We start from the raw sequence: 26,139 nt of genomic DNA on the forward strand, positions 1-26,139 counted from the left end.
AGCCCTTGAGCGGGTTGAAGCCGCCATTCATCAGCAGTTCCAGATCGCAGATCTGGCGCGGGCTCAGGTCATGGCTGGTCAGATCCGCCGCCTCAACCTTCAGTTTCGCAGCCGAGTCATACGACACATAAAGCTCGGGGATCGGGCCGTAGGGCATGACTTTTGCGGGGCGCGGAGCCGCTTCAGTTTTCACTTGCTTGTTCATTTTTCAAAGACTTTCAAACGGTTTCCGACACGCGGATGCGGTGCTTATAGAGGTGATCGTAGTGGGGCTTCATCCGACGATGGACGCGACGCACACGTTCCGGAGCATCAGCCACTTCGATATATTTACGTTTCTGCGGTGTCAGTCCGGTGGACTGAGCCAGATTGGCATGGAAAGAGCCGCCATCCCACCAACTGTGCTCGGACGGGTCGCCGCCCGCTTCCCAGGTCAGCGCCTCTTTGATGAAGGGAATGCCAACGGATTCACAGAACGCCTTGGTTACGTCATGGGGATTTTCCAGCAAGTCGTCACTGTCAACGACCGGAGGTGTCTTGCCACCGTTCAGCGCCGTCAGCAGGTCGAACAGCGCGCGCTGCTCGGGGAAACCGACCTCAAGCTCATCGAAGTCCGGCCATTTGTTGTACATGGATGAAATCGTCTTGGCCGGGTCGCGGATCAGGAACGCGTGGGTGAAATGCGATAGAAACTCAGGATCCCACATATGGTTGATATAATGGGGGAAATCCTTGATGAAGACCGGGCCTTTTTCGGCACGATCCTTGATATCCGCCCACACGCTTTCAAGAGTGAGGCCGGGGGTCGTGACCTCACCTTCTTTGTACCGCGGCCACATCGGGTCTTCACCCTGGTACCAGGCTTCGCCGAAAGGTTCATGCAGGCAATCCAGATCGCCACGCTGGCGCATCATCCATTCAAACGCGGTCGAGGTGGAGCGGGGAATCCCCCAAAGAGCTACAATCTTGTGCATTCGCTTCAGTCTTTCAGTGAGGAGAGCAGGCTGCCCTGCTGGGTTTCCGGGGCCAGGCCCAGGGTTTTGAAAATGCGCCAGTAGAGCGCGGTGTCATGACCGATGACCGGCTTGCCGAGACGTTCTTCCAGTTCGACTTCGTAGTGAACCGGACGTTGCGCAATTCCGTCCGAGGCGCGACGGAAGTTGCACATACCATTGATCAAATAGGCGTCCACATTGGGGGCTTTGTCAGCGGTGTAGTCAAAGCTTTTCCAGACCAAATCTTCGTCGAAGCACCAGATACAGTCGTTGACCTCTTCTTGTGTTTCGAACCAGCCCTGATCAAAAAAGTTTCCAGCCCAGACCACATCGAACCCAGCTTCTTTCAGGAAACCTACGGTGCCCTTGTACCAACTGTCAGGGTGATAGCAGGCGTTGAGCGCAACCTTTTCGACATTCTGATCTCGCAGCGCCTCGACCATGGCATAGCCCGACATGTGAAACGGTGTCTCGTACTTGTCGCTCAGCATTTCGATGTGTTGGCGGATGCCCTCGACACCCAGACCACTGGCGTGCACCCAGTTCGAACCGACCTGCCCGCAGACGTCAGCGCCGTTGTTGGCCATACATTCCATGTATTCTTCCAGCAGGCCAAAGTTCTTTTTGCGCTGGTCAAGGCGATGGGCGTAATCCGGCACGTGAAGCATACGCCCGTGAACACCGACACTCCGAGGAGCCATGCGCAGGAAGTCCGACGGGGCTGCGTCAAAGTCATGCGGAGGGCAAGTGAAGCCCACCTGATGCGGGAACAGTTTAACCTTGGGGTTTTCCCACTTGGGCGGCTTTACGTAAGTGTTCATCGCTCTTCTTTTCCATTGGAGAATTCTAGTCGAGAGTTAGACCTGTTTCGTCTAGTTTTCCTATTGCTTTTTTGTGCTTCTACTCATATCGAAATTGATATGACGTCGCGCATGTATAATCTGCCATCCACAAGCTCTCTGATCGCGTTTGAAGCAGTTGCTCGATTGCAGGGGTTTGCGCGTGCAGCCGAAGAGCTTAACACCTCACAGCCTGCAATCAGCCGTCACATCCGCAATCTGGAAATTCGTTTTGGGGCAGATCTTTTTCACCGGGACAGAACGCCGATTTGCCTGACGGCTAAAGGAAGCTTGTTCTATGCCGGAGTCGTTCAGGGATTTGACGCATTACAGAACGCGGTTCGGGATCTTGAGCGCGTCGAGAATCGGGTCACATTGGTGTGTTCACATTCAGTATCGCATCTGTTGCTCATGCCCCGCTTCGGAAAACTCCGGCAGGCGCTGGGTCGCAATGTCGAGCTGCGCTTTATGACATCGGCTTACAATCTGGTTCAGGCTGCTGTTGAGACAGGAGGTGATATCGTTTTTGAATACTCCTCTTCGCCGCCCGAGCACGAACATGTCGTCGTCTGTAAGGAAGAAATTAAGCCCGTTGGAACGCCCGAAAATGTTGCCAAAGCGAAAGACGCGTTACAGGGCAAATGCGAACCGCCACCGCTTTTGAAGCTTCAAAAGGAAAACTATGGTTGGATGGACTGGTCCGACTGGCAAAGCGCGCATCCCGGCTATGCCAATTGGCCGATTTCGGAAGAATTCGACAGCTATGTCTATTTGCTGGAAGCCGCCGCGTCCGGTGAGGGGCTTGGCCTTGGGTGGCGTAGCTTTGTCGATGCCTATCTGGACCGTGGCGATCTGGTTGAAATGCCCGATGACTGGTATTCAAGAGAGACGATTATTTATGCCAGGCTGACCCGCTACGGGCAACAGAACCCTATCGCTCGAAAATGCCTCAAACTACTGGAGAACCTTTAGCAAAATCACTGCTGGCACATGACTTTATGTCAAGCAAATTGGGTTCAAACACCGTATCGCAACGCAAGCCCTCAAGATGGGCAGTGTGAGGCGGAAAACAGACTTGTGGGCAGAAACCCCTGCCCTAATAAAAATGCGTCAGATCAATCACGGTTTGAGGCAGAAGAAACGCCGTACCTGCTGATCATCATCTCGACACTGTTTTCGATCGTTTGCGCCATTTCCGATTCGCTGAGCGTTCCTCCCGTGAACATCAGCGGCCAAAAAGCCCGCGCCTTGATCAGACCGACAAACTCGATTCCCGCGCGTTCGGGATCATCAACCTGCAACTGCCCGTCCTCGGCTGCATCTTTCAGCATCGCAATAAAGGTCTGTGTCTTGTCCAGTTTCCCCTGGACCTTTGCCGCAAGCTCGGGGTTGCGCAAAGTTTCGCTGACCACCATCCGTGCCATGGCGATCACGTCGGGATGCATCAGAATCCGTCCCTCGGCCCAGGCCAGTTCAGTCAATTGCTCGCGAATATCGCGGCCTTTTTCGTACCGGATTTCCAGCACTTCGGCAAAACGGCTGGACAGCTCAACAACGATCGAGCGAAACAGATTATCTTTACTTTCAAAATACTTATACAGCGTGCGCTTGGATACTTCTGCCTGAGCCGAAATTCGATCCATGCTGGCCGCAGCAAAACCCTTTTCCTGGAATTCGGCCACGGCAGCTTCGATGATCTGTGCGTACTTGGACGCATTCGGTGTGCTGCATTCGTTCATATCAGAGCTATAGACCCATTGACGGGGAGCGGTCAAACCCTAGGTAAACGCAAGAGTTTACAAGAGCGCGGAACTATGCCATCAGTAAACCCGCCAGTTTACCACTCTGGAAACCAGCCCGAACAGGAGAGTCCCCAATGTCCTTAACTTTGAAACTAAACGGCAAGACCCATGAGGTCGATGCCGAACCCGGCACGCCCTTGCTGTGGGTGATCCGGGATGAGTTGAAGCTGACCGGAACCAAATTCGGATGCGGCGTGGCGTCATGCGGCGCGTGCACCGTGCATTTGAATGGTGAGCCTGTCCGCTCATGTCAGACGTACATCGAAGATGTCGAAGACGCCGAAATCACAACAATCGAAGCGGTCGGCGGCGACAAGATCGGCGCGGCTGTTCAACAGGCGTGGGTCGAGCTGGATGTGGTTCAATGCGGCTATTGCCAATCGGGTCAGGTGATGTCGGCGGTAGGGCTGCTTTCTGAAAACCCCAAGCCTTCGGCGGAAGAGATCGACGACTATATGGCTGGCAACGCGTGCCGTTGCGCCACCTATCAACGCATCCGCGCCGGTATCCAGCGCGCGTCTGAAATCCTGGAGGCCTGATTCATGACCATCAACACTTCCCGCCGTGGATTTCTGAAAGGTGCCGCCGCTGCTGGTGCCGTCCTGCTGGTTGGCGCTCGTCCTGACGGCTCGCTTGCTGCCACAACAGCGGAAAGCGCACAGTTCAATCCGTTTGTGAAAATTGATGCCGACGGAACCGTGACCGCAATCACAAAGCACATTGAGATGGGCCAAGGTCCGGCGACCGGCTTGCCCACATTGATTGCCGAGGAAATCGGCCTGCGCATGGACCAAATCGAGTATGAATTTGCGCCGTCCAATGCACAGGTCTACGCCAACCTCGCGTTCGGTCAGGCACAAGGCACAGGCGGGTCGACCGCCATTGCAAACTCGTGGCAACAATATCGTCAGGCCGGTGCTGCAGCGCGCGAGATGCTGATCAATGCCGCCGCTCAGGCTTGGGGCGTGGACGCATCGGGTGTGACAATCGAAGAGGGCATCGTCAAAGCGGGCGACAAGTCGGCACCGATTGCCGAATTTGTTGCAGCGGCTGCACAGCTCGAAGCCCCGGCCGAACCGCGATTGAAAGATCCGTCAGAGTTTCGCCTGATCGGCAACGAAGCCGTGCGCCGAAAGGATTCGGCAATCAAAGGCAATGGTCAGGCCATTTACGGCATGGACCTGCACCTGCCCAACCAAATGGTTGCAATGATCAAACGCTCAGACGCTCGCGGCGGAACGGTCAAGAGTTTTGACGACAGCGGTTCAAAGCAAGTGAAAGGCTTCATCAACGCAGCGACCCTGCCGAACCAGGCCGGTGTGGCTGTCTATGCCGAAAACACATGGGCAGCTATTCAGGCGCGCGAAGCGCTTGAGGTTGAATGGGATGTTTCCGCTGCCGAAACCCGCAGTTCTGATCAAATTGAGGAAGAGATCCGCGCCGCCTTGGACGCCGCGCCCCAGTACAACGTCAACGGGGCGGACGCGACCGAAGTTGCAGCAAAGATCGACGGTGCCGACACGGTTCTGGAGAAAACGTTCTACTTCCCGCTGCTGGCGCATGCGCCGATGGAGCCGATGAACTGCACCATCGAACAGGCCCAGGACGGCACGATTGTGCTGCACGACGCGGCTCAGATTCCTACCATCGTACATTTCGCCCTAGCCGCAGTCTTTGAATTGCCGCCCGAGAAAGTCCAGATCAACACCTTGTTGGCCGGTGGTTCTTTTGGACGCCGCGCAACACCGGACGCAGACTATCAGGTCGAGGCGGCTTTGGCCTTTGTGCTCACAGATCGCACACGCCCGGTCAAGCTGGTTTGGACACGCGAGGATGATATCCGCAGCGGTTATTACCGCCCGGCGTTCGGCCACAAGGTTCGGGTTGGACTGGACGGTCAAGGCGACATCGTCGGATGGCATCACCAGGTCGCAGGCCAGTCCATCATGAAAGGTACGCCCTTCGAAGCGGTATTGGTTCATGACGGCATTGATCACAGCTCGATCGAAGGTATCGCGGACAGCCCGTATGCAATTCCCGGCATGGCCTTGGGGTTGACGGACACACCAAAAGCAACTTCGCTTCTGTGGTGGCGGTCTGTGGGGCACACGCACACGGCCTATGTCATGGAAACCATGATGGATCTTGCCGCTCAGAGCGCGGGACGTGATCCGGTGGAGTTCCGTCTGGCTCATTTGTCCGACAGCAACAACCCTGACCAACAGCGCAAGGCAGCGGTGTTGAAGCTGGCTGCGGAAAAGGCAGGTTGGGGAATTCCTCGTGAAGGCCGGGCTTTAGGTGTTGCAGTTCACAAGTCCTTTGGGTCTTACGCGGCTGAAGTGGTCGAGGTTTCGGGCGATCCGGAAAGCGGCATCAAGATCGAAAAGGTCACTTGCGCCGTGGATTGCGGTATTGCCGTGAACCCCGATACTGTGCGCGCCCAGATGGAAGGTGGCATTGGATACGGCATCGGCCATGTGATGCGTGACCAGATCACACTGACCAGCGGTGCAGTGGATCAGAGTAATTTCCCTGACTATGAACCGCTTCGCATTGGCGATATTGCCGCGATCGACGTGCATATCATGCCGTCCGCCGAGGCACCGACCGGTGTTGGCGAACCCGGCACTCCACCTTCAGCACCTGCGCTGGCCAACGCGATCCATGCCTTGTCGGGCGTTCTTGTTGCGCAACTGCCGATGGAAGAGAACGGCGTCAGTTTTGCGTAAATAACTTTACCCCGCGCCGGATCACACCGGCGCGGGGCCTTGCCTTGGTCTCCTGATCTAAAATTTGATCAAATTTGGTGACAAAACAGGTTCATTGAAGTACATCACGGGGAACCAGCACCGACGGAGCCCCCTATGGACCTGAGCGCCCTGCACAATTTTCGCGTTGCCGCATGTGACCTGAATGGCCAGATGCGTGGCAAGCGCGTTCCCCCTGCCTATGCGGACAAATTGGACAAAGGCGCAGTTCGAATGCCGTTTTCGGCATTGAACGTCGATCTATGGGGCGCCGACATCGACGGCAGCCCCCTGGTCTTTGAAACCGGTGATGCTGATGGCGTGTTGCGTCCGACCGAGCGCGGCGCAGTCCCTGTACCATGGCTTGAGAGTGAAACAGCCCTAGTGCCGATGAGCCTTTATGATGATGAAGGCGTTCCATTTGCCGGAGATCCACGCCACGCGTTGTCAGCCACGCTGGACCGTTATGCGCAACGCGGCTGGTCAGTCATGGCAGCAACCGAACTGGAGTTTACTCTGGTTGATGCCTCTGGCCCACAACCGCAACCTCCGGTGAACCCGATTACCGGGCGGCGTATGTCGGACGAAGCCGTTCTGTCGGTCGCCGAAATGGACGCGTTCGAGGAATTTTTCACTGACTTGTACGACGGCTGTGCCGACATGGGGATCCCTGCGCAGACGGCTATCTCAGAAAGCGGTATCGGCCAGTTTGAGATCAACCTGAACCACCAAGGCGCCATGCGATGCGCTGACGATACGTGGCTTTTCAAGACCTTGACGCGCGGGTTGGCCCGCAAGCATGGGTTTGCGGCAACCTTCATGTCGAAACCCTATGCCGATGATGCAGGCAACGGGATGCATGTGCATTTCTCGGTTCTGGATCAGGACGGGCGCAACGTGTTCGACAACGGTGGATCAGAAGGCACTCAGGTTCTGAAGTCTGCCGTTGCAGGCTGTGTCGCGGCCATGCCGGGAAGTACACTGATCTTTGCGCCGCACGGCAACTCTTACACCCGGCTGGTGTCGGGCGCTCATGCTCCGACGGGGGCGTGCTGGGCCTACGAGAACAGAACCGCTGCCATTCGTATTCCGGGTGGAAACCCATCCGCGCGCCGTATCGAACACCGCGTCGCAGGAGGGGACATCAACCCCTACCTCATGCTGACCGCGGTGTTGGGTGCAGCACTTGTTGGTATCGAAGACGGGCTGCAACCGCCTGCTCCGATTTCCGGAAACGCCTATGATCTGCCAGACTTGCCGCAGTTGATGCCGGACTGGTCAACGGCAATAGACCGGTTTGAGGCAGACCCCATGATCGCACGCCTGTTCCCTGCCGACCTGATCCGGTATCTGGCCATGACCAAACGGCAGGAAGTCAGACGGTTTTCGAGCATCCCACCAGAGGCGCACTGGCTGAGCTATCTTGAGGCGGTTTGACCCTCTTGCCGCCTTGCGCGGACTCGGCTAGAATGAATTTGATCAAATTTGGTGACGCATGAAAATCGGCATATTACAAACCGGCCACACCCCCGATGTGCTGCAGGGTGAATTCGGGGATTACGATGCTCTGTTTCCCAAACTTCTTGATGGACACGGGTTTGATTTCGAAACCTTCGCCGTAGTGGACGGCATTTTTCCAAATGGGGCTGATGACGCAGACGGTTGGGTCATCACCGGTTCGCGTCATGGCGCTTATGAAGACCTGCCTTGGATTGCTCCGCTGGAAGCGTTGGTCCGAGAGATTCACCAAAGCGGCAAACCCCTTATTGGTGTGTGTTTTGGTCACCAGATCATCGCACAGGCCCTTGGTGGCAAGGTCGAAAAATTCTCGGGCGGATGGGCCGTGGGGCGCACCGAATACGACTATAACGGGGATAAGATCTGGCTGAATGCCTGGCATCAGGATCAGGTTGTAGACCTTCCTGAACAGGCGCGTGTTCTGGGACGGAATGCATTCTGTGAAAACGCAATGCTGGCCTATGGGGACACGATCTGGACCGTTCAGGCGCATCCAGAGTTTTCCAACGGCTTTGTTTCGGGCCTGATGCGCACACGCGGCAAAGGCGTGGTTCCCGACGACCTTATGCAAGCTGCCGCAAACCGTGAAACTGCACCCGATGACAATGCCAGAATCGCGCGCCAGATGGCCGAGTTTCTAAAGAAAGAGAGAGCCTGATGGCTGATTGGACCGATAAACTGCCGGACGCCGCCAAAGCGTATTTCCACGGGCAAAGGCTGGATGAGGTTGAATGCATCATCTCGGACCTGCCCGGCATTGCGCGGGGCAAGGCAGTGCCTGCCTCAAAGTTTGCAAAGCAGTCGTATTTCCACCTGCCCGACAGCATATTCTACCAGACCATCACTGGTGGCTGGGGTGAAGCTGCCGGTGAAGATGGCTTTATCGAACGGGATATGATCCTAAAGCCCGATTTCTCGACCACCTCCGCCGCGCCCTGGACAGGTGACTGGACGCTGCAGGTGATCCACGACGCCTATGACCGGGAAGACAATCCTATCCCGTACAGCCCGCGCAATGTTCTGAAGCGTGTTGTGCAGCTTTATCACGACAAGGGCTGGAAACCTGTTGTCGCGCCCGAAATGGAATTCTTTCTCGTCGCCCCCAATGTCGACCCGGCACAGGGCATCAAGCCGATGATGGGCCGCTCAGGCCGCCCGGCGGCTGCGCGACAGGCTTATTCCATGACTGCGGTGGACGAGTTCGGCCCGGTGATCGACGACATCTATGATTTCGCTGAACATCAAGGGTTCGAGATTGACGGCATCACGCAGGAAGGCGGAGCCGGACAGTTGGAGATTAACCTGCGTCACGGCAACCCTATCAAGCTGGCGGACGAGGTGTTCTATTTCAAACGCCTGATCCGCGAGGCTGCGCTGCGTCACAACTGTTTTGCGACGTTCATGGCCAAACCGATCGAGGAAGAGCCCGGATCGGCCATGCACATCCACCATTCGATCATCGACATAGAAACGGGTGAAAATATCTTTTCCGGTCCGCAAGGCGGTGAAACGGACGCGTTTTACCATTTCATCGCGGGCCTGCAGAACCACTTGCCTGCCGGTCTGGCGGTAATGGCACCATATGTGAATTCGTACCGTCGCTATGTGAAAGACCACGCCGCGCCGATCAATCTGGAATGGGCCCGCGACAACCGTACAACCGGAATCCGCGTGCCCCTGTCCAGCCCGGCGGCGCGCCGTGTCGAAAACCGCATCGCCGGGATGGACTGCAACCCATATCTGGGCATCGCCTTGTCGCTTGCCTGCGGCTATCTGGGACTGGTCGAACAAGAACGCCCTCGCCGCCAGTTTTATGGCGACGCTTATGAAGGCGAAGGGGATATTCCTCAGATCATGGGGGAAGCGCTGGATCTGTTTGACAGGGCCACTGCCCTGCACGAAGTTCTTGGACCCGAATTTGCCCGCGTCTACGGTATTGTAAAACGGGCCGAGTACGAGGAATTCCTGCAGGTCATCTCTCCGTGGGAACGCGAGCATCTTCTGGTCAACGTCTGAGACGCGCCGTGAACCTGCTTTATTCTAATGACCGCAAGGGCGAATACCCTGCCAGTTGGTACGCTGCGACGGCGAACCCGATGGATCGTTTCCCCGCACTGTCAGAAGACGTTAAAGCAGATGTGTGTGTTGTCGGTGGTGGCTATACCGGCCTGTCCGCAGCATTGCATCTTGCCGAAGCCGGGTTCGACGTCGTGTTGCTTGAGGCCCACCGCGTCGGCTTTGGCGCGTCGGGGCGCAACGGTGGTCAGCTGGGCAGCGCGCAGCGGATGGATCAGGAGGATCTCGAAAGCCTGGTTGGCGATGCAGATGCCTCCAAACTGTGGGATCTGGCCGAAGACGCCAAGGATTTGGTCAAGTCTCTGATCACCAAACACCAAATCGCTTGTGATCTGAAACCCGGTGTCGCGGTTTTGGGACTAAGCACCTCAGAGCAGAAAGAACTGCACGACCATGCCGGTCATCTGACTGACCGTTACGGTTATGATCAGATCCAGCTGTTGGATGAAAACGCAGGCCGTGCACTCTGCCCGTCCCCGGCTTACAAAGGCGGCTATTTGGATATGGGCGCGGCGCATCTGCATCCGTTGAATTTTGCATTGGGGTTGGCGCAAGCAGCGGCGAAAGCGGGTGTACGGATCTTTGAAAACACCGAGGTCACAGGGATTGCTGACTCCCGGCCTGCGGTGGTGCGAACCTCTGACGGGGCTGTTCGGGCCGAGCATGTAGTTTTGGCCTGCAACGGCTATCTGGGCAACCTCAACCGCTCCGTGGCCTCTCGGGTCATGCCTATCAACAACTTTATTGCTGCCACCGAACCATTGGGCAGCGATGCGGCGCGGGTTCTGACACAGGATGTCGCAGTTGCGGACACCAAATTTGTCGTGAACTACTTCCGCCTGAGTGCGGATGGTCGCTTGTTGTTCGGTGGCGGCGAAAGCTATGGCTACCGTTTCCCTTCGGACATTGCCGCCAAGGTCCGCAAACCCATGACCGAGATTTTCCCCCACCTGCTTGACGTCAAAATCGACTATGCGTGGGGTGGAACGCTGGCCATCACCATGCGGCGGATGCCCTATTTGGCCCGCGTCGCGCCAAATATCCTGTCCGCTTCGGGCTATTCCGGTCATGGAGTTGGCACCGCGACCCACGCCGGGCAGCTGATGGCGCTGGCCATTCAAGGACAAGCTGAAGGGTTCGACACAATGGCGCGCGTGCCTGCCCTGCCCTTCCCTGGCGGTCCCGCGCTGCGCAATCCGCTGCTGGTGCTTGCGATGACCTGGTACGCGCTGCGCGACCGGCTTGGGGTCTGATCCACTTAAATTACGACAGATTGGTGAATTTTTGCCAACCCTGTGATTGAGGGCTTGGATTGCCATGTGATTACCTTTATCTTTCCCAAAGATAGAATTCGGGAAATCCAAATATGACGCTTCCACCAAACGTCCATGACGCCGAACCCATCCCCGCAGCAGCCCGCGAAGCCATCGACGCCTTGATGCAATCAGGCGATCTGTTCCGCTATACCGCGCCGCAAGATGCCCCGGTGGCCTTGCTGGAAGCCGAGTTCGCGGAATTGCTGGGCTCGAAATACGCGCTTGCAGTATCGTCCTGCTCGGCCGCGCTGTTCCTGTCGCTCAAAGCGCTGGACTTGCCGCGTGACGCGCGCGTTCTGATCCCCGGATTTACCTTCGCCGCTGTACCCTCTTCTGTCGTGCACGCTGACTGCATTCCGGTGCTTTGCGAAGTGGGCGAAAACTATCGCATCGACATGGCCGATTTCGAAGCCAAGCTAGGCAATGTTCAGGCCGTGATCATCAGCCATATGCGCGGACATACGTCCGACATGGACGCCATCATGGAGCTATGCGACGCGCGCGACATTCCGGTGATCGAAGACGCTGCGCACTCGCTGGGCACCACGTGGCACGGTCGCAATATTGGCACTATTGGCAAGGTCGGCTGTTTCTCGTTCCAGTCTTACAAGATGATCAACGCAGGCGAAGGCGGCATTCTGGTCACAGACGATGCCGATCTGGTGGCTCGCGCTGTCATCATGTCCGGCGCGTATGAACATAACTGGAAGAAGCACAAAACCCCGCACGGCGACAACTCGCCCGAGTTGGAAGAAGCGTTTGCGCGCTGGCAGAACAAACTACCGCTGTATAACCTGCGTCTCAGCAATTTGAGCGCTGCGGTAATCCGCCCTCAGATTCCTGAACTTGCGCGCCGTGTGCGCGACGGTCTTGCAAACCACGATTATGTGGCCGAGCGCCTCAACACCTCACCCTATATCGATGTTCCTGCCCCACTGGCACCCGAGCGGCGCGCACCGGACTCGATCCAGTTCAATCTAGTTGGGCTGCACGAGGATGAGATTCGTGCTTTTGCCGCCGCATCCGAGGCACGCGGCGTAAAAGTTCAGGTCTTTGGTCTGAGCGAGGACAATGCCCGCGCCTTTTGGAATTGGCAGTTCCTTCCTGAAACATTCGAACTGCCGCAGACGCGCGATATGCTGATGAAAGCCTGTGACGTCCGTCTTCCTGTGCGTCTGACGCGCGAGGAACTGGACGTGATCGCGGATATTTTGCTGGCCTCAGTAGGTGAAGTGACCGGCCCGATGCCTGTCTATGGCACCTGAAAAAACAGGCCCGCTTAACGGCGGGCCCCCTCTTTTCTATATCAGTTCAACTTGGATAGCTTCTGCTGAAGCTCTGCCAGCTGTTTCTTGATTTCGTCCAAATCCTCTTTGGGCTCGGCCTTTTCCTCTTCAGTGTCAGGCGCAGACCATCCGCTGGACAAGCCCCCTGTCATGGCTTTCAAGAACGCTTGTTGCTGCGCTTGCAGCGCGTCGAAACCCGGCATCTGAGACATCGGGTTCATGGCGTTCATGTTCTCCATCATCTTGCTTTGGCTTTCGCGCAGCATCTCGAATGAGCTTTGCAGGAATTGCGGCATCATTCCCCCGCCCGGCACCATGTAGCTGCGAACCAGATCGTTCAGCACGTTCACCGGCAGCACATTTTCACCACGGCTTTCATGTTCAGCAATGATTTGCAGTAGATACTGCCGCGTCAGGTCATCCCCGGTTTTCAGGTCGATGATCTGCACCTCACGCCCGTCGCGGATAAACCCCGCAATATCTTCGAGCGTCACGTAGTCGCTGGTCTCGGTGTTATACAGCCGACGGCTGGCATAGCGCTTGATTAGCAGCGGTTTTTCTTGGTCCGACACCGGGTACCCTCCCCAAGGATGATGCGTTGCAGCACAGGTTATGCGACTGCAGCACAAAAAGAAAGGGCAGGTCAATCGACCTGCCCAACGCGATTGCACCGTATGGGAGGATTTGGTGCGCTTCGCGGACGTTCTTACTTGGCCGCTGCGGCTTTCTTAGCAGCAGTGGTCACATCGTTGGTTGCTTTTTTGACAGCAGCAGTTGCTTCTTCTGCAGCGTCTTTACCAGCAGCCATCAGCAGCTCGACGGTTTCGGTCTGAACTTTTTTCGCGATTTCAGCGAAAGCAGCCAGGTTTTCAGCTGCAACTTCAGCCGACGCGCTTGCAAAATCGGTTGCTGCTTTTGCGTAGTCAGCAGGCTCTGCCTTTGCTTTCGACATCTCGGTCAGTTTGGCCAGAGTTTCTTTGGTCCATTTGTTCGAGATCTCAGCCGATTTCTCAGCAGCTTCCAGAGCAACACCCGACAGCTTTTCGTTCAGCGAAGCGGTCGATTTGAATGCGTCTTCCATTGCGGTGGTGTCCACCGGGAATGCGCCCATCATGTCTTTCATGATCGCGCTAAAGTCTTGGGTCTTTGCCATTGTCCTAATCCTTTTAGCCGGTCCGGGCCCACCCCGGGCTTCATCAGCTTGAGGACAATATGATTGCTGCGTCGCAGCATTGCAAGTTTTTTCTTGCTGCAGCGCAGAAAAAATTAAGTTTCAAAATGAAATCAGGCGTTTGGATTTGCCAAAACATAGGTCCCCGGAGCGGGTGCAAGGCTTGGGTGGTCCGAATCGCCTGCATCGCGTGCTGGCACTTGTTTGCCGGACCGCTTCTTCAGCCAGGCGTCCCACATGGGCCACCACGATCCTTGATGGAAATCTGCTTCTTTCAGCCAGGTATCAGAATCCGCTTTCAGGTCCGGATTGGTGTAGTGCCCATATTTCTTCTTGCTCGGCGGGTTCACAATACCGGCGATGTGACCCGACTCTGAAACCACGAAAGTCTTCGACCGCGAACCCATTTTTTGGACACCGCGATAACAGTCTTTCCAGGCAGCGATGTGATCGGTTTCGCAGGTGATGGCCATCAACGGCACATCTACGTCGTTCAACGTCAGCTTGTGGCCCATCAACTCAAAACCGTCCGTTGCGAATTCATTGCGCTGACACAGTCCACGCAAATACTGCACAGCCATTTTGGCCGGAAGGTTCGCACCATCGCCGTTCCAGTACAGCAAATCAAACGCCGGAGGCACCTCTCCCATCATGTAGCTGCGAATGGCCGGTCCATAGACAAGGTCGCGTGACCTAAGGAACGACATGGTACGCGCCATGATCCACGAGCGAAGGACACCTTCCTTGTTCACTTCTTGCTCGATGCCATCAATGAAGTCGTTCTGCAGGAAAGGCGTGAACTCACCCTGATCGGAGAAATCCGTCAACGCCGTAAACAGTGTGGCCGATTTTACAGACTTGTCACCGCGCTGCTTCATCAGCGACAAAGTCAGGCTGAGCGTGGTGCCCGCAATGCAATAGCCGACCGCGTTGACTTGCTTGACCTTGCAGATTTTCTTGGCGACGTCGATTGCCGTCAAAAAGCCGTCCTGAATGTAATCTTCCATGCCGGTTTCGGCATAGCTTTCGTCTGGATTGACCCAACTGACGACGAACAAGGTGTACCCTTGATCGGTGATCCATTTGATCAGGCTGTTTTGCGCTTTCAGGTCCAGAATATAGAACTTATTGATCCAGGGCGGGAACAGGACGATCGGTGTCTCGTACACGGATTCCGTCGCAGGCTTATACTGGATCAGTTCCATCATCCGGTTGCGGTACACCACGTCTCCTGGTGTGGTTGCCAGGTTTCCGCCGACCTCGAACGCGTTTTCATCTGCAAGCTTTACAACCAGCTCGCCATCATTGGCCTCCAGGTCGGAAACAAGGTTTTCCAACCCCTGAATCAAGGATTGACCTTCCGTCTCGACCGCCTTTTGAAGGGCGTCAGGATTTGTGGCCAGAAAATTGGTGGGGGCCATCATGTCGATGATCTGCTGCGAGAAGTACTGCAAGCGCTGCTTGTCCTTGGTATCCAGATCGTCGACCGAGGCGACAGCTTGCGCAATAGCCTGGGCGTTGGTTTGATACTGCTGTCGGATCAAACGGAAATAGGGATTGGTTTCCCACAAGGGATTCGAGAAACGCTTGTCGCCAGGGGTGGGGTTTTCGTCTTCCACTTCACCTTGGGTCAATGCCTGCTGCGCTTCCGCAAAGTTCAAAACAGACTTTCCCCAGAATTCTATCTGCTGTTCCAACAGTTTGGCGGGATTTTGCCAAGCTTCGGCCCAATATGCCGTTGCTGCTCGTGCGAAAAGCTCTTGATTCGGGCCATCCAGCGCGGGGGTGTGCGGCTTTTTAGTAGCCATGACCTCAATCAAACGCTTCGAGAGCTGTTCGACCTTGTCCATATTTTCTTTAAGGCGTTCAATGTGTTCGTCTGATACGTCTGGCATTTGGTCTTCGCTAGTTGTCATTTTAACAATTCCCCCCTAACCTCGCTGCTATGCAGAATAACGTCGTGGGTGCTGGGGGGCAAAGCGACGAATGGTCCGAACTCTCAGGCTGACACTCAGGAGGCCCCATTTATGCGCTACATGATGACCTACGACCTTATGGAAACCATGCGCAACACCAACCAATGGCTTGGTGCGACGGCCAGCGCGATGGCCTCTTACCCGATGTTTTCGATGGTACCCAACCCGGCTTTCAACTGGATGGCAGCCTGGGGTGAGGTGACTGAGCGTACGTTCCAGCGCATGGTCGTGAAGCCTGACTGGGGTATTCGTACCTTTACGTGCGAAGACGGCAAGGACCATCTGGTTGAGATTGCAACTGTTCTGGAGCGCCCATTCGGCGATCTGGTCCATTTCCGCGTCAACGGCCGCGAAGAACAACCGCGCAAGGTGCTGCTGGTTGCGCCCATGTCGGGCCACTACGCAACGCTGCTGCGTTCGACCGTCAAAAGCCTTCTGGTCAATTGCGAAGTCTACATCACCGACTGGCATAATGCGCGCGATATCCCTGTGTCTGCGGGCAAGTTCGATGTCGAGGATTACACCCTCTATCTTGTCGATTTTATGAAAGAGCTGGGTCCTGACACGCATGTTGTTGCAGTCTGCCAACCGGCTCCTCTGACCCTCGCGGCCACTGCCTACCTGGCCGAGGTGGAACCCAAAGCGCAACCCAGCACACTGACCCTGATCGGCGGTCCGGTCGACCCGGATGCGACCCCCACCGACGTGACCGATTTTGGACGGCGCGTCACCATGGGTCAGTTGGAAGAAACGATGATCCAGCGTGTCGGCTTCAAATACAAAGGCGTGGGTCGCATGGTCTATCCCGGCCTTTTGCAGCTTGCCTCGTTCATGTCGATGAACGCCGAACGCCATTCCAAGGCATTTTCGGATCAGATCCAGCGAGTCATCCGGGACGAAGCCTCGGACATGGATGCCCACAACCGGTTCTATGATGAATATCTGGCCGTCATGGACATGACCGCCGAGTTTTATCTTTCGACCGTCGAGCGTGTCTTCAAGAACCGCGAGATTGCGCGGAACGAGTTCGTTGTTGCCGGTCACAAGGTGGACATGTCCAAGATCACGGATGTGGCAGTGAAAACTGTCGAAGGGGCAAATGACGATATTTCAGCACCCGGTCAGTGCATCGCCGCGCTTGATCTGTGCACTGGTCTGCCCGACAGCAAGAAGGCAAGCCATGTGGAACCCGGCGCAGGTCATTACGGTATCTTCGCAGGCCGAAGCTGGCGTGACAACATCCGCCCGCTTGTGATTGATTTCATGAATGAAAACAGCCGCAAGCCACGTCGCCGCGCTGCCAACACAAACAAAGTCGCGTAAAACGGAATGAGCGAGCCTGCGCATAGCGGCCTCGCCTTTTCCTGCCAGTGCGGAAATTTGCAAGGGCACATTTCCACAAGGGGCGTTCAGCAAGGGACTCATGTCGCCTGTTTCTGCCACGACTGCCGCGCCGCACAGCTGTATTTCAAGCAACCTGACCCAGCCCCCGGACCTGTCGACATACTGCAGATGGCACCGGAGGAGATCGAAATCTCAACCGGCGGTCAATTTCTGGCCGCAATGAAGCTTGGCCCCAACGGGATGCTGCGATGGTACACAAGCTGCTGCAATTCCCCGCTGGCAACAACGCCACCACGTGCAAGCTTTCCCTTTGCCGGGTTTCTGGTTCGCAGGATCACCGATAACATTTCGGTCCTGGGGCCTGTCACAACGCGCGGGTTTGTGCCCCAACCCGACGGAAAACAGAAACACGAAAAAATCAGGTTTGCAGCCTTCGGTCTGATACGCCGCGTTGCTGCTTCGCGTCTGTCTGGGCGCTGGAGGAACACACCGTTTTTCGACTCGAAATCCGGCGAACCCGTTGTGACGCCCTTGCTGATAACGAAAGATGAACGCGCAGCACTCTATCCATAGTCGAACCGCAACTGAGCATTCAGCCAAGTTTGCAGGGCTTCGTTCACGTGGTCAGGCGCTTCGAGGGTCAAAAGATGCCCTGCGTTTTGAAGAACGAGCATCTCGGCCTCCGGTATCAAATCAGCCATAAACGAATGTCGCCTGACCGGTGCAAGAGTGTCATGCGCGCCGCACAGCAACAGTGTCGGCACCTTGATTTTCCGTAATGCCGCTTGCTGATCAGGGCGGCGTTGCAAGGCTCGCATCTGGCGCACGAACACTTCGGCCCCCAGCCCCTCTGCCATCGCCAAAAGATCGTTCAGGATGGGGATGCGCCGAGGCCCCGGCGCCAAGGCGTCGGATCCCACAAGTTTGCGCATCATCTCTTCCAGACGACCGCCTTGCGCACCAATGATCAAATCTTCCCGACTGGCCGCCATTAGCGGTGTGTCGGCCTGCGCATCAGTGGCCATCAAACACAGGCGAGAAACCCGCTCCGGTGCCCTGCGAACCAATTCCAATGCTACCACGCCACCCATACTGTGCCCGGCCAGGGCAAAACGATGTGGCAGTTGATCGAGCAGCCCCGAGGCGATTTCTTCAATTCGTTCGCCGCCAGACACAGGTGCGACAGTCACAGACCGCGCACGCGATAACAACTCGATCTGAGGGCGAAACAATCGGGCATCACACATCAACCCAGGCAAGAACACCAGCGGCTCGATCACGCGGGGCCTCCATTTACTCGGTTTTCCGAGCCCTTTCCTTTTCCGCCAGGATGTAAGGTTTGCCACAATCGGGCAAGGGAAACTTTACGGATAGGCGATTGCGCGAAACGCAGGGAAATCCGCGTACCGGAGCTGCCGTTTGGATCTGTCTTCATCGGGCTCCGCCCCCGGCTTCAACAGGCAACCCCGCGGGTCGATATAGCTATCAATCCTGCGCAGCGGTTTAGGCCGCCACACCAAATTGAATGCGCAAAGCTTCGGGAAAAACCAGATCTCGGAATAGGTCAGGTGATCGTGCATCCACCACGCAAGATCCCGCCAGTCCCGCCCTTGCGCGTATTGATCCGCAAACCAGGGGATGACGATAGAAGCTCCTGCAATCCGCGCATCGCCTTCGCCGCGATCCCAGATATGGCATTCCAGCGGGTTGTCATTGCGGGCACAGTTCAGCCGGTTTTCATTGCCGAACCGGTTCAACGACGGCGACCTGTACCCCGATCGCACGGCGACACGGCCAAAGGTTTCCTCCAACGGGTCCAGCAGTGTTTCGCAAAACGCGCGCCCCGTTTCGATCGCCAGGTCCGGATTGTCGGGAATATTCTGCTTTTGGTGGAAATTGCCGATCTCCGAATACAGAAAATCGCGCATGAAGAAATGCCGGGACAAGCGAACGCGACCCAAGGTCTCTAGACTCCACATGCTGCCCGGCTTTCGCATTTTGCCTCCTCAATTCCGGTTGGGCTTTACTCTATCCCCAGTTCTTTCAACCAAGTCAGGATACCCTCAACGGCGGCATCGGTCTGCCCCGGCGACATCAGCCGCCCGGCAATGACATGTGATGCGGGATCGTCTCCTGGCCCCATTGTGACCAACTCGACCGTTGCTGAAGCGCCCCAACCCTCGGCGACGTTATGTGTCTTGTCGGGACGCACAACCTGATCATCGTCCGAAAACCAAAACAAGGCCGGCACCAGAGCTTCGGAAAAATCCAACGCATAAACGACATCAACCAGAACGGACATCGGAACGACGGCTTCCCAAGGATAGACGGCGGACCAATACGTGTTCTTCTCTGGATCCGGCCCGGACACATCACGCTCTGGCCCCATAAGGATCGGCAACCAATCCCGGGCCCATGGCAGCGTCGGCACCCATGCCGCGGTTGTATTCACGCCGAAATTCGGCGACACAAAGACCATTGCGGCAACATCTTTGCTGAGATCCGCGTCAAGCGCTGCAGCCGCCGCCAAAGTACCACCGGTAGAGGTTGAAATAACGATCACCTTGTCGCCAACCGCCCGTGCCGCAGCCAACCCCTCGGCAGTGTCCTGCATCCAACCTGTGGCCGTGCCTTCCGCCATGGCAGATCCATCGCGGCCATGACCCTGCAGGCGCGTGTAGACAAGGTTTGCCCCAAGCGCATCGGCGACCAGATCAGGCACCGGACGAATTTCTTCGGAACTTGCAGAAAACCCATGGATATAGAGCACAGAGTAAGGTGTGCGCTGCTCCTTGAAACCCTCCTGCCAGACCACACGCTTCTCAACGCCTGGAACAATATCGTCAAAAGCTGATTCAGTGCTTTCGAAATAGACCTGAACACCCTCACCAAACTTGCGAGAGTCGAATGTTGGGTGCAAATCCACCTCCTCGCGCGGCCCAAACCAATAGAAGAGGCCGCCGACGACAATCAGCGCCAACAGAAACCGCCCAAGCAACCAGCCCAAACGCCGCATCAGTTGCCTCCCACCACATCTAGCACCGCGTCTTCAATCAGCCCCAGACAGGGGCCGTCCGAAAAGCGATGGTCCGCATCTTTGACCAGCAAAAGGCGCATATTTGGCCCGGTCGCGTGATCCAACAGCCGCACCGCGGTTTCCGTCGACACCGCCGTGTCCGCCGTTCCCTGAAGAAAGCGCACCGGGAAAGGCAGATGAAGCGGATCCCGAAGAACCAATCGCTGCCGCCCGTCTTCGATCATTCGTTTTGTGATGATGTAGGGTTCCATATAGTCAGAAGGCAGTTCCACCTGACCAACTTTGTCCAGCTCCGCCTTTTGTTCATCGCTGAATGCCGCCCAGTAGCCGTCTTCTGTAAAGTCCGGCGCAGCAGCAATTGTGACCATGCCCGCAATCCGGTTCGGCATCGCTTTGGCCAACAACAACGCCTGCCACCCACCCATGGAGGATCCCACAACAATCAACGGCCCATCTGTCAGCGCCGTCACGGCCGCAATAGTATCTTCGTGCCAATCACCGATACACCCATCGGTAAACGCTTCCGAGCTTTCACCATGCCCCGAATAGTCAAACCGCAAAAACGCCTGCCCCCGCGCCTGTGCCCAGGCCTCCAGATGTACGGCCTTGGTGCCTTCCATATCCGAACTCAGCCCGCCCAGGAAAACGATGGTCGGTCCCGCGCCCTCACTTTTGTGATAGGCCAACCGGCGACCTTGCGCCGTCTCCAGAAAATTTGTTGCTGCCATGAAATCCTCTTTCCTTTCGCAGCATCATGCACGCCACGTACCCAAGTGCAATTCCCGGATTCCTCTTCATCTGGCACTAAATACCTCGGGGTGCGCGAGGGGCTGGCCCCTCGCTCCTGCCCTTGACACAGGATCAACCACCTGCCAAACGAGCCGAACGCAAATAACCCGCAACCGGGCGTTCAGTGGGCGCCAAACCGACGAGGAGAGCCGATATGGCCCTGGATTCAAAATCCGTCTCTCTCACCTTTCCCGATGGCAATGCACGTACCTACGACGCAGGCGTCACGCCTGCGCAGGTGGCTGCCGATATTTCAACTTCTCTGGCCAAAAAGGCCATCTCGGCCACGGTAGATGGCCAGCACTGGGATCTGCAATGGCCCATTGACGCTGACGCCCAGATCGCCATCCACACCATGAAGGATGAAGAACAAGCCAATGAGCTGATCCGCCACGATCTGGCGCACATCATGGCGCGCGCCGTTCAGGAAATCTGGCCCGCCACCAAGGTCACCATCGGCCCCGTGATTGAAAACGGCTGGTACTATGACTTTGACCGGGCGGAACCTTTCACGCCCGAAGATCTCGGCCTGATCGAGAAAAAAATGAAAGAGATCATCAACAAGCGTGACCCCGTGACCACCGAGGTTTGGGAGCGTCAGCGCGCGATCGAGTTCTATACCGCCAATAACGAACCCTACAAAGTTGAGCTGATCGAATCCATTCCGGGCAACGAGCCGCTGCGCATGTACTGGCACGGTCATTGGCAGGACCTGTGCCGTGGCCCGCACCTGCAGCACACCGGCCAGGTGCCGGGCGACGCGTTTAAGCTTATGTCTGTTGCAGGGGCGTATTGGCGCGGCGACAGCGACCGCCCAATGCTGCAACGCATCTACGGCGTGGCCTTTACCGGCAAGGAAAAGCTGAAAGCCCACCTGCACATGCTGGAAGAGGCCGCCAAGCGCGACCACCGCAAACTGGGCCGGGAAATGGACCTGTTCCATTTTGAAGAGCACGCACCGGGTTCAGTGTTCTGGCACCCTGCTGGTTGGCGCGTCTTCCAGAACCTGATCGCCTATATGCGTCGCCGTCAGGAAGCGGCGGGATATGTCGAGGTGAACACCCCTGACATCATGGACCGCGCCTTGTGGGAAACCTCGGGTCACTGGTTCAACTACATGGAAAACATGTTTCTCGCCAAGACACATGACGACCGCGACTATGCGCTCAAGCCGATGAACTGCCCTGGTCACATGATGCTCTACAATCACAGTCTGCGCAGCTACCGCGAGCTGCCGATGAAGATTGCAGAGTTCGGTAAAGTGCATCGGTACGAGCCTTCGGGTGCACTGCATGGTCTTTTGCGCGTGCGCAGCTTCACTCAGGACGACGCGCATATCTATTGTACGCCCGAGCAGCTGACCGATGAGTGTCTGAAGGTCAACGATCTGATCCTTTCGATCTACAAGGATTTCGGCTTTGAAGACGTGCACGTCAAACTGTCGACCCGCCCGGACAATCGCATCGGGAGTGATGAAAGCTGGGACTTGTCCGAAGGTGCGCTGAAGACTGCGCTTGATCGGGCTGGAATGAGCTACACGATCTTCGAAGGCGAAGGCGCTTTCTACGGACCGAAGCTGGAATATGTTCTGCGCGACGCCATCGGTCGCGATTGGCAGTGCGGCACCTTGCAGGTGGACTACAACCTGCCAGAGCGCTTTGGCTCGACCTATGTCAGCCAATCGGGCGAGAAGCTAGCACCGGTCATGCTGCACCGTGCGCTCTTTGGGTCGCTGGAGCGATTCATCGGTATCCTGATCGAAAACTGGGAAGGCAAGCTGCCATTCTGGTTGGCCCCGCGTCAGGTCGTGGTGGCCTCGATCACATCAGAGGCGGATGCCTATGTGCAGGAAGTCGTCGACACATTGAAAGCGGCTGGTATCCAGGCTGAAGCAGATATTCGCAACGAAAAGATCAACTACAAGGTTCGCGAACATTCGCTGAGTAAAGTGCCGGTGATTCTGGCTGTTGGTCATCGCGAAGTAGAAGAACGCACCGTCAGTGTCCGACGTCTGGGTGAAAAACAGACGCAGGTTCAACCGCTTGATGTTGTAACAAATGAGCTGTCGCAAGCCGCCACACCACCAGATCTGCTGTAACAATCAGCGGCATATCGCTGGAAATCCGGCCCTTGAAACGGGGCCGGATTGTAACATTTCACCCTTTCTTCATCAAAAACAATGTATTAGGCTTCAAGAGGGCGTGCCGCCCCCTGACGCGCTTGTGAGACACGGGCTCGTGAATTCAACTCTGGCCGACAAGCCACTAGTTTTGTCAGTGTCACAAGCAGACATACCCTGTCATCAAGAGGATTACCGAGATGTCGAACACAGCTAAGTCCCTGGTTATCGCAACCGCAGTCGCAGCCGCCGTATCGGGCGCCGCAACCACAGCAACCGCGCAAGCCAAAGAAAAGTGCTATGGCGTATCGCTGGCCGGTCAGAACGACTGCGCCGCAGGTCCCGGCACCACGTGCGCGGGCACCTCGACCGTAGACTATCAGGGCAACGCATGGACCCTGGTTGACGCCGGAACTTGCGCGGACATCGAACTGCCGGCCGAAGCAGACGGCACCCCGCGGAAAGGTTCGCTGGAAGCACTGGATCGTGACCTGCCAGCATAAGGTCGACCAAACGAATTCAGAGGGGCGGGCCAGATCGCCCGCCCCTTCCCTTTCGTGATCAAGGAACTGACCCATGTTGGATGATGCGCTCCGCTCGAATCGCCTGCCCGCAGCGCCGGGTGTGGGGTACAAGCCGCAACACTTCGCTCAGATACTTGACCACGCGCAGCCTGTTGCATGGCTGGAAATTCACGCCGAGAATTATATGGGCGATGGTGGGCGCCCCTTGGCTCAGCTGCGCCACCTGTCCGAACATTTTCCGATTTCAGTCCATGGCGTTGGGCTTTCAATCGGCGGCGAAGGCCCCTTGGACCCAGATCACCTTGCCCGGCTGAAACACCTGATCGGCTGGCTGAAACCCGCCAGCTTTTCCGAACATCTGGCCTGGTCCACCCACGACAGCCATTTTTACAACGACCTCCTGCCGCTTCCTTACACAGACGAGACGCTGACGCGGGTCTGCGAGCACATCGGTCAAGTGCAGGACACCGTTGGGCAGCAGATGCTGCTTGAAAACCCGTCCAGCTATCTGGCTTTTGAAGAAAGCACCTGGTCGGAACCCGATTTCCTGCGAGAGATTGCCAAACGCACTGGCTGTGGCTTGTTGCTGGATGTGAACAACGTCTTTGTTTCGGCCACCAACCTCGACTTCTCGCCCCAAGGCTATATCGACGCCTATCCGATTGAAAAGGTGGGTGAAATCCATCTTGGAGGCCATGATGAGGACGAAGATGATCACGGCCATCAATTGCTGATCGACAGCCATGGGCGCGAAGTTGTCGATCCGGTCTGGGCCTTGCTCGACTATGTTCTCGAACGGTCGGGCCCCAAGGCGCTGCTGGTCGAGTGGGACACCGATGTACCCGACTGGCCGGTGTTGCGCGAAGAAGCTGTTCGCGCTCAGACCGCACTGGAGCGGGTACCAGCATGAGCGTATCTCAGTCCGAGTTTCGCGCCGCCATGATGGATGCTTCCGCGCCGGTTCCATCCGGTCTGCTGGACGCCGACGCGCAACCGGCTGGGCGCAGGTTCAGCGTCTACCGCAACAACGTTGCCGTTTCTCTGACCGAAGCGATGCATCAGGCGTTCCCTGTGATCGCTAAACTGTTGGGTACTCAGAATATGGACGGGCTGGCCGGGATTTTCTTGCGCCAGCATCCGCCATCCTCACCGCTTATGATGTTCTACGGCGAAGCGTTTCCCGATTTTCTGGCGGGGATGCAGCAGCTTTCGCATCTTGGCTACCTGCCCGACATAGCCCGGTTGGAACTGGCCTTGCGCCAGTCCTATCACGCGGCCGACAGCCAACCTGCACCGGCTGAGGCATTGGCTGTAGACCCCGAACAGGTCATGCTGGCTAGGTTGCAGTTTGCCCCTTCCATGCAAGTGATCCGGTCGAAATGGCCCATTCATGCGATCTGGCGCTTTAACTCTGTGGCTGAAGCCCCGAAGCCTCAACCGCAAGCCGAGGATGTGCTGATCACGCGCCCCGAATACGACCCTGAACCTCATTTGCTGCCAGTGGGCGGGGCGAGCTGGATCGCGCATATGCAAAATGGGGAAAAGATCGGATCGGCGTTTGAGAAAACCGCTGCTGAAACACCCGAATTTGACCTCGGAACCACTCTGGCACTGCTTTTACAGGGCGGTGCAATAACCTCTGTGACTATCGAAAGGCCGAAGACATGACTGCGCTGATCTCATTGCACAACAACACCCTGGGACGGTTGGGCGTGACCTCCGGCTGGCTCACACCAAGCTTGGCTCGTTTGGTATTTGCCGCGACGTTGCTTGTGTACTACTGGAACTCGGCAACAACCAAGCTAGGCAGCGGTATCTTTGGGTTTCTGCGTCCATCGGATGGAGCCTACGTGCAAATTTTCCCCAAAGCGATGGAAGCCGTCAGCTATGACAGCTCGCAACTGGGCATCTTCCATTGGGCAGTGGCCGTCGCAGGCACATGGGCCGAATTTCTGTTGCCAGCTCTGATCGTCATCGGTCTGCTGTCGCGATTTGCGGCCTTGGGCATGATTGGGTTTGTTTGGGTCCAGACCATTGTGGATGTGACCGGCCACGGGACCGAGTTGGGCAGCTACTTCACCAACAACGTAAGCTTGCTGGATGACCGGACGCTTTGGACTTTCCTGCTGGCTGTGATTGTCATTCATGGCTCAGGCCCGCTTTCGGTTGACCGGATCCTGAACCTGAAGTGATCTAGAAATGTGCCTTGGGCTGATCCGGTTTCCCTGCCGCCAGCCCAAGCACGCCCGCCACGCCGGCGAAGGCAATTGGGAACATGGTAAAGACACCAAACCCAAATGCGTAGTACATCGCACCTGCTGAGATCAGCAACAAAACCCCACCGATCAGAGCCCGTGCAGGCGCCATTGCCCCACCGGCAACCGCCAGCAAGGGCGCGATGATCGAGAGGGCCTGTATCAGGCCGGGGTTGTCGACTTGGCTCAGGACGCCGTCGATCTCGCCGACATGGTCGACCACAACCACCCTGGCATATCCGAAGAACCCGACGATCATGCCGATCAGCCCGGCAATAACGCCCAAAATCATTGCGGCATTACGCATAGATAATCCTCATTCTTGACCCTTGGCAGATAAGCACC

Annotated in this window: 27 protein-coding genes; 15 read left to right on the plus strand and 12 right to left on the minus strand. The window is 56.6% G+C overall.

Annotated elements, in window-relative coordinates; genetic code table 11:
* The 3 genes from ACR0EV_RS21860 to ACR0EV_RS21870 all read right to left on the minus strand — a co-directional run.
* Nucleotides 1-157, minus strand: a 157-nt coding sequence (locus ACR0EV_RS21860) for a hypothetical protein (protein WP_480802131.1), incomplete at its 3' end; no start/stop codon positions are given.
* 61 nt (nucleotides 158-218) lie between these two features.
* On the minus strand, nucleotides 219-974 hold the full coding sequence (locus ACR0EV_RS21865) for a sulfotransferase-like domain-containing protein (protein ID WP_480802025.1): 756 nt from the start codon (nucleotides 972-974) through the stop codon (nucleotides 219-221).
* Between the two features lie 5 nt (nucleotides 975-979).
* The gene (locus tag ACR0EV_RS21870) at nucleotides 980-1,816 is read right to left on the minus strand and encodes a hypothetical protein (RefSeq protein ID WP_480802026.1); all 837 of its coding nucleotides are present in this window, start codon (nucleotides 1,814-1,816) and stop codon (nucleotides 980-982) included.
* A 111-nt stretch (nucleotides 1,817-1,927) separates the two neighbouring features.
* On the opposite strand from ACR0EV_RS21870, the gene ACR0EV_RS21875 reads away from it, so the two are divergent.
* Complete coding sequence (locus tag ACR0EV_RS21875) at nucleotides 1,928-2,806, plus strand: LysR family transcriptional regulator (RefSeq protein WP_480802027.1); 879 nt, start codon at nucleotides 1,928-1,930, stop codon at nucleotides 2,804-2,806.
* A 143-nt stretch (nucleotides 2,807-2,949) separates the two neighbouring features.
* Here ACR0EV_RS21875 and ACR0EV_RS21880 read toward each other — a convergent pair whose 3' ends face one another.
* Nucleotides 2,950-3,573 carry a TetR/AcrR family transcriptional regulator gene (locus ACR0EV_RS21880; RefSeq protein WP_480802028.1) on the minus strand — a complete coding sequence of 208 codons (624 nt, stop codon included), beginning with the start codon at nucleotides 3,571-3,573 and terminating at the stop codon, nucleotides 2,950-2,952.
* A 137-nt stretch (nucleotides 3,574-3,710) separates the two neighbouring features.
* Between ACR0EV_RS21880 and ACR0EV_RS21885 the strand changes: the two genes are divergently transcribed.
* The 7 genes from ACR0EV_RS21885 (at nucleotide 3,711) to ACR0EV_RS21915 (ending at nucleotide 12,558) form a co-directional block, all read left to right on the plus strand.
* On the plus strand, nucleotides 3,711-4,175 hold the full coding sequence (locus tag ACR0EV_RS21885; protein ID WP_480802029.1) for a (2Fe-2S)-binding protein: 465 nt from the start codon (nucleotides 3,711-3,713) through the stop codon (nucleotides 4,173-4,175).
* Between the two features lie 3 nt (nucleotides 4,176-4,178).
* Nucleotides 4,179-6,365 carry a xanthine dehydrogenase family protein molybdopterin-binding subunit gene (locus tag ACR0EV_RS21890; RefSeq protein ID WP_480802030.1) on the plus strand — a complete coding sequence of 729 codons (2,187 nt, stop codon included), beginning with the start codon at nucleotides 4,179-4,181 and terminating at the stop codon, nucleotides 6,363-6,365.
* A gap of 135 nt (nucleotides 6,366-6,500) precedes the next feature.
* Nucleotides 6,501-7,820 carry a glutamine synthetase family protein gene (locus tag ACR0EV_RS21895; RefSeq protein ID WP_480802031.1) on the plus strand — a complete coding sequence of 440 codons (1,320 nt, stop codon included), beginning with the start codon at nucleotides 6,501-6,503 and terminating at the stop codon, nucleotides 7,818-7,820.
* Nucleotides 7,821-7,878: 58 nt separating this feature from the next.
* Nucleotides 7,879-8,559, plus strand: coding sequence for a type 1 glutamine amidotransferase (locus ACR0EV_RS21900; RefSeq protein WP_480802032.1), 681 nt, complete (start codon nucleotides 7,879-7,881; stop codon nucleotides 8,557-8,559).
* Complete coding sequence (locus tag ACR0EV_RS21905) at nucleotides 8,559-9,917, plus strand: glutamine synthetase family protein (protein ID WP_480802033.1); 1,359 nt, start codon at nucleotides 8,559-8,561, stop codon at nucleotides 9,915-9,917. The genes ACR0EV_RS21900 and ACR0EV_RS21905 overlap by 1 nt, the downstream gene beginning before the upstream one ends.
* Nucleotides 9,918-9,925: 8 nt before the next feature.
* On the plus strand, nucleotides 9,926-11,230 hold the full coding sequence (locus ACR0EV_RS21910) for an NAD(P)/FAD-dependent oxidoreductase (protein ID WP_480802034.1): 1,305 nt from the start codon (nucleotides 9,926-9,928) through the stop codon (nucleotides 11,228-11,230).
* A gap of 113 nt (nucleotides 11,231-11,343) precedes the next feature.
* On the plus strand, nucleotides 11,344-12,558 hold the full coding sequence (locus ACR0EV_RS21915; protein WP_480802035.1) for a DegT/DnrJ/EryC1/StrS family aminotransferase: 1,215 nt from the start codon (nucleotides 11,344-11,346) through the stop codon (nucleotides 12,556-12,558).
* A 41-nt stretch (nucleotides 12,559-12,599) separates the two neighbouring features.
* Here ACR0EV_RS21915 and phaR read toward each other — a convergent pair whose 3' ends face one another.
* The 3 genes from phaR to ACR0EV_RS21930 form a co-directional block, all read right to left on the minus strand.
* Nucleotides 12,600-13,151, minus strand: coding sequence for a polyhydroxyalkanoate synthesis repressor PhaR (gene phaR / locus ACR0EV_RS21920; RefSeq protein ID WP_480802036.1), 552 nt, complete (start codon nucleotides 13,149-13,151; stop codon nucleotides 12,600-12,602).
* A 134-nt stretch (nucleotides 13,152-13,285) separates the two neighbouring features.
* Complete coding sequence (locus ACR0EV_RS21925) at nucleotides 13,286-13,732, minus strand: phasin family protein (protein WP_171090867.1); 447 nt, start codon at nucleotides 13,730-13,732, stop codon at nucleotides 13,286-13,288.
* Between the two features lie 131 nt (nucleotides 13,733-13,863).
* Nucleotides 13,864-15,666, minus strand: a complete 1,803-nt coding sequence (locus ACR0EV_RS21930) for a PHA/PHB synthase family protein (protein WP_480802037.1) — start codon at nucleotides 15,664-15,666, stop codon at nucleotides 13,864-13,866.
* 111 nt (nucleotides 15,667-15,777) lie between these two features.
* On the opposite strand from ACR0EV_RS21930, the gene phaZ reads away from it, so the two are divergent.
* Both phaZ and ACR0EV_RS21940 read left to right on the plus strand, forming a co-directional pair.
* Nucleotides 15,778-17,049: a polyhydroxyalkanoate depolymerase gene (gene phaZ / locus ACR0EV_RS21935; protein ID WP_480802038.1), complete on the plus strand. Its 1,272-nt coding sequence runs from the start codon at nucleotides 15,778-15,780 to the stop codon at nucleotides 17,047-17,049.
* A gap of 6 nt (nucleotides 17,050-17,055) precedes the next feature.
* A complete protein-coding gene (locus ACR0EV_RS21940) occupies nucleotides 17,056-17,643 on the plus strand; it encodes a DUF6151 family protein (RefSeq protein WP_480802039.1) in 588 nt (195 codons plus the stop codon).
* On the opposite strand, the gene ACR0EV_RS21945 is transcribed toward ACR0EV_RS21940, so the two are convergent.
* From ACR0EV_RS21945 to ACR0EV_RS21960, 4 genes are all read right to left on the minus strand, one after another.
* Nucleotides 17,634-18,350 (minus strand): alpha/beta fold hydrolase, encoded by a 717-nt coding sequence (locus tag ACR0EV_RS21945; protein ID WP_480802040.1) that lies wholly within the window; start codon nucleotides 18,348-18,350, stop codon nucleotides 17,634-17,636. The genes ACR0EV_RS21940 and ACR0EV_RS21945 overlap by 10 nt on opposite strands.
* 84 nt (nucleotides 18,351-18,434) lie before the next feature.
* The gene (locus tag ACR0EV_RS21950; RefSeq protein ID WP_480802132.1) at nucleotides 18,435-19,049 is read right to left on the minus strand and encodes a hypothetical protein; all 615 of its coding nucleotides are present in this window, start codon (nucleotides 19,047-19,049) and stop codon (nucleotides 18,435-18,437) included.
* A gap of 44 nt (nucleotides 19,050-19,093) precedes the next feature.
* Nucleotides 19,094-20,086, minus strand: a complete 993-nt coding sequence (locus ACR0EV_RS21955; RefSeq protein WP_480802041.1) for an alpha/beta hydrolase — start codon at nucleotides 20,084-20,086, stop codon at nucleotides 19,094-19,096.
* Nucleotides 20,086-20,835 (minus strand): alpha/beta fold hydrolase, encoded by a 750-nt coding sequence (locus ACR0EV_RS21960; protein ID WP_480802042.1) that lies wholly within the window; start codon nucleotides 20,833-20,835, stop codon nucleotides 20,086-20,088. Before ACR0EV_RS21960 ends, ACR0EV_RS21955 begins: the two co-directional genes overlap by 1 nt.
* A 215-nt stretch (nucleotides 20,836-21,050) precedes the next feature.
* Between ACR0EV_RS21960 and thrS the strand changes: the two genes are divergently transcribed.
* From thrS to ACR0EV_RS21985, 5 genes are all read left to right on the plus strand, one after another.
* Complete coding sequence (gene thrS, locus ACR0EV_RS21965) at nucleotides 21,051-22,994, plus strand: threonine--tRNA ligase (RefSeq protein WP_480802043.1); 1,944 nt, start codon at nucleotides 21,051-21,053, stop codon at nucleotides 22,992-22,994.
* A gap of 221 nt (nucleotides 22,995-23,215) precedes the next feature.
* Complete coding sequence (locus ACR0EV_RS21970) at nucleotides 23,216-23,518, plus strand: BufA1 family periplasmic bufferin-type metallophore (RefSeq protein ID WP_171090883.1); 303 nt, start codon at nucleotides 23,216-23,218, stop codon at nucleotides 23,516-23,518.
* A 73-nt stretch (nucleotides 23,519-23,591) separates the two neighbouring features.
* A complete protein-coding gene (gene bufB, locus ACR0EV_RS21975) occupies nucleotides 23,592-24,449 on the plus strand; it encodes an MNIO family bufferin maturase (RefSeq protein ID WP_480802044.1) in 858 nt (285 codons plus the stop codon).
* Nucleotides 24,446-25,207 (plus strand): HvfC/BufC family peptide modification chaperone, encoded by a 762-nt coding sequence (locus tag ACR0EV_RS21980; RefSeq protein WP_480802045.1) that lies wholly within the window; start codon nucleotides 24,446-24,448, stop codon nucleotides 25,205-25,207. The genes bufB and ACR0EV_RS21980 overlap by 4 nt, the downstream gene beginning before the upstream one ends.
* The gene (locus tag ACR0EV_RS21985; protein WP_480802046.1) at nucleotides 25,204-25,731 is read left to right on the plus strand and encodes a DoxX family protein; all 528 of its coding nucleotides are present in this window, start codon (nucleotides 25,204-25,206) and stop codon (nucleotides 25,729-25,731) included. Before ACR0EV_RS21980 ends, ACR0EV_RS21985 begins: the two co-directional genes overlap by 4 nt.
* A 1-nt stretch (nucleotide 25,732) precedes the next feature.
* Here ACR0EV_RS21985 and ACR0EV_RS21990 read toward each other — a convergent pair whose 3' ends face one another.
* Complete coding sequence (locus ACR0EV_RS21990; protein WP_480802047.1) at nucleotides 25,733-26,101, minus strand: hypothetical protein; 369 nt, start codon at nucleotides 26,099-26,101, stop codon at nucleotides 25,733-25,735.
* Between the last annotated feature and the right edge of the window lie 38 nt (nucleotides 26,102-26,139).

The sequence above is a fragment of the Ruegeria sp. CF8 genome, from assembly GCF_056537285.1.

Bases quoted from the DNA above. Each gene is read 5' to 3' on its own strand.
- ACR0EV_RS21865 (WP_480802025.1), bottom strand. From the start codon at position 974: ATGCACAAGATTGTAGCTCTTTGGGGGATTCCCCGCTCCACCTCGACC.
- ACR0EV_RS21940 (WP_480802039.1), top strand. From the start codon at position 17,056: ATGAGCGAGCCTGCGCATAGCGGCCTCGCCTTTTCCTGCCAGTGCGGA.
- ACR0EV_RS21930 (WP_480802037.1), bottom strand. From the start codon at position 15,666: ATGACAACTAGCGAAGACCAAATGCCAGACGTATCAGACGAACACATT.
- phaZ (WP_480802038.1), top strand. From the start codon at position 15,778: ATGCGCTACATGATGACCTACGACCTTATGGAAACCATGCGCAACACC.
- ACR0EV_RS21895 (WP_480802031.1), top strand. From the start codon at position 6,501: ATGGACCTGAGCGCCCTGCACAATTTTCGCGTTGCCGCATGTGACCTG.
- ACR0EV_RS21880 (WP_480802028.1), bottom strand. From the start codon at position 3,573: ATGAACGAATGCAGCACACCGAATGCGTCCAAGTACGCACAGATCATC.
- ACR0EV_RS21875 (WP_480802027.1), top strand. From the start codon at position 1,928: ATGTATAATCTGCCATCCACAAGCTCTCTGATCGCGTTTGAAGCAGTT.
- ACR0EV_RS21980 (WP_480802045.1), top strand. From the start codon at position 24,446: ATGAGCGTATCTCAGTCCGAGTTTCGCGCCGCCATGATGGATGCTTCC.
- ACR0EV_RS21970 (WP_171090883.1), top strand. From the start codon at position 23,216: ATGTCGAACACAGCTAAGTCCCTGGTTATCGCAACCGCAGTCGCAGCC.
- ACR0EV_RS21990 (WP_480802047.1), bottom strand. From the start codon at position 26,101: ATGCGTAATGCCGCAATGATTTTGGGCGTTATTGCCGGGCTGATCGGC.
- ACR0EV_RS21950 (WP_480802132.1), bottom strand. From the start codon at position 19,049: ATGTGGAGTCTAGAGACCTTGGGTCGCGTTCGCTTGTCCCGGCATTTC.
- ACR0EV_RS21955 (WP_480802041.1), bottom strand. From the start codon at position 20,086: ATGCGGCGTTTGGGCTGGTTGCTTGGGCGGTTTCTGTTGGCGCTGATT.
- ACR0EV_RS21870 (WP_480802026.1), bottom strand. From the start codon at position 1,816: ATGAACACTTACGTAAAGCCGCCCAAGTGGGAAAACCCCAAGGTTAAA.
- ACR0EV_RS21960 (WP_480802042.1), bottom strand. From the start codon at position 20,835: ATGGCAGCAACAAATTTTCTGGAGACGGCGCAAGGTCGCCGGTTGGCC.
- ACR0EV_RS21900 (WP_480802032.1), top strand. From the start codon at position 7,879: ATGAAAATCGGCATATTACAAACCGGCCACACCCCCGATGTGCTGCAG.
- ACR0EV_RS21905 (WP_480802033.1), top strand. From the start codon at position 8,559: ATGGCTGATTGGACCGATAAACTGCCGGACGCCGCCAAAGCGTATTTC.
- ACR0EV_RS21890 (WP_480802030.1), top strand. From the start codon at position 4,179: ATGACCATCAACACTTCCCGCCGTGGATTTCTGAAAGGTGCCGCCGCT.
- bufB (WP_480802044.1), top strand. From the start codon at position 23,592: ATGTTGGATGATGCGCTCCGCTCGAATCGCCTGCCCGCAGCGCCGGGT.
- ACR0EV_RS21885 (WP_480802029.1), top strand. From the start codon at position 3,711: ATGTCCTTAACTTTGAAACTAAACGGCAAGACCCATGAGGTCGATGCC.
- ACR0EV_RS21915 (WP_480802035.1), top strand. From the start codon at position 11,344: ATGACGCTTCCACCAAACGTCCATGACGCCGAACCCATCCCCGCAGCA.
- ACR0EV_RS21985 (WP_480802046.1), top strand. From the start codon at position 25,204: ATGACTGCGCTGATCTCATTGCACAACAACACCCTGGGACGGTTGGGC.
- ACR0EV_RS21925 (WP_171090867.1), bottom strand. From the start codon at position 13,732: ATGGCAAAGACCCAAGACTTTAGCGCGATCATGAAAGACATGATGGGC.
- thrS (WP_480802043.1), top strand. From the start codon at position 21,051: ATGGCCCTGGATTCAAAATCCGTCTCTCTCACCTTTCCCGATGGCAAT.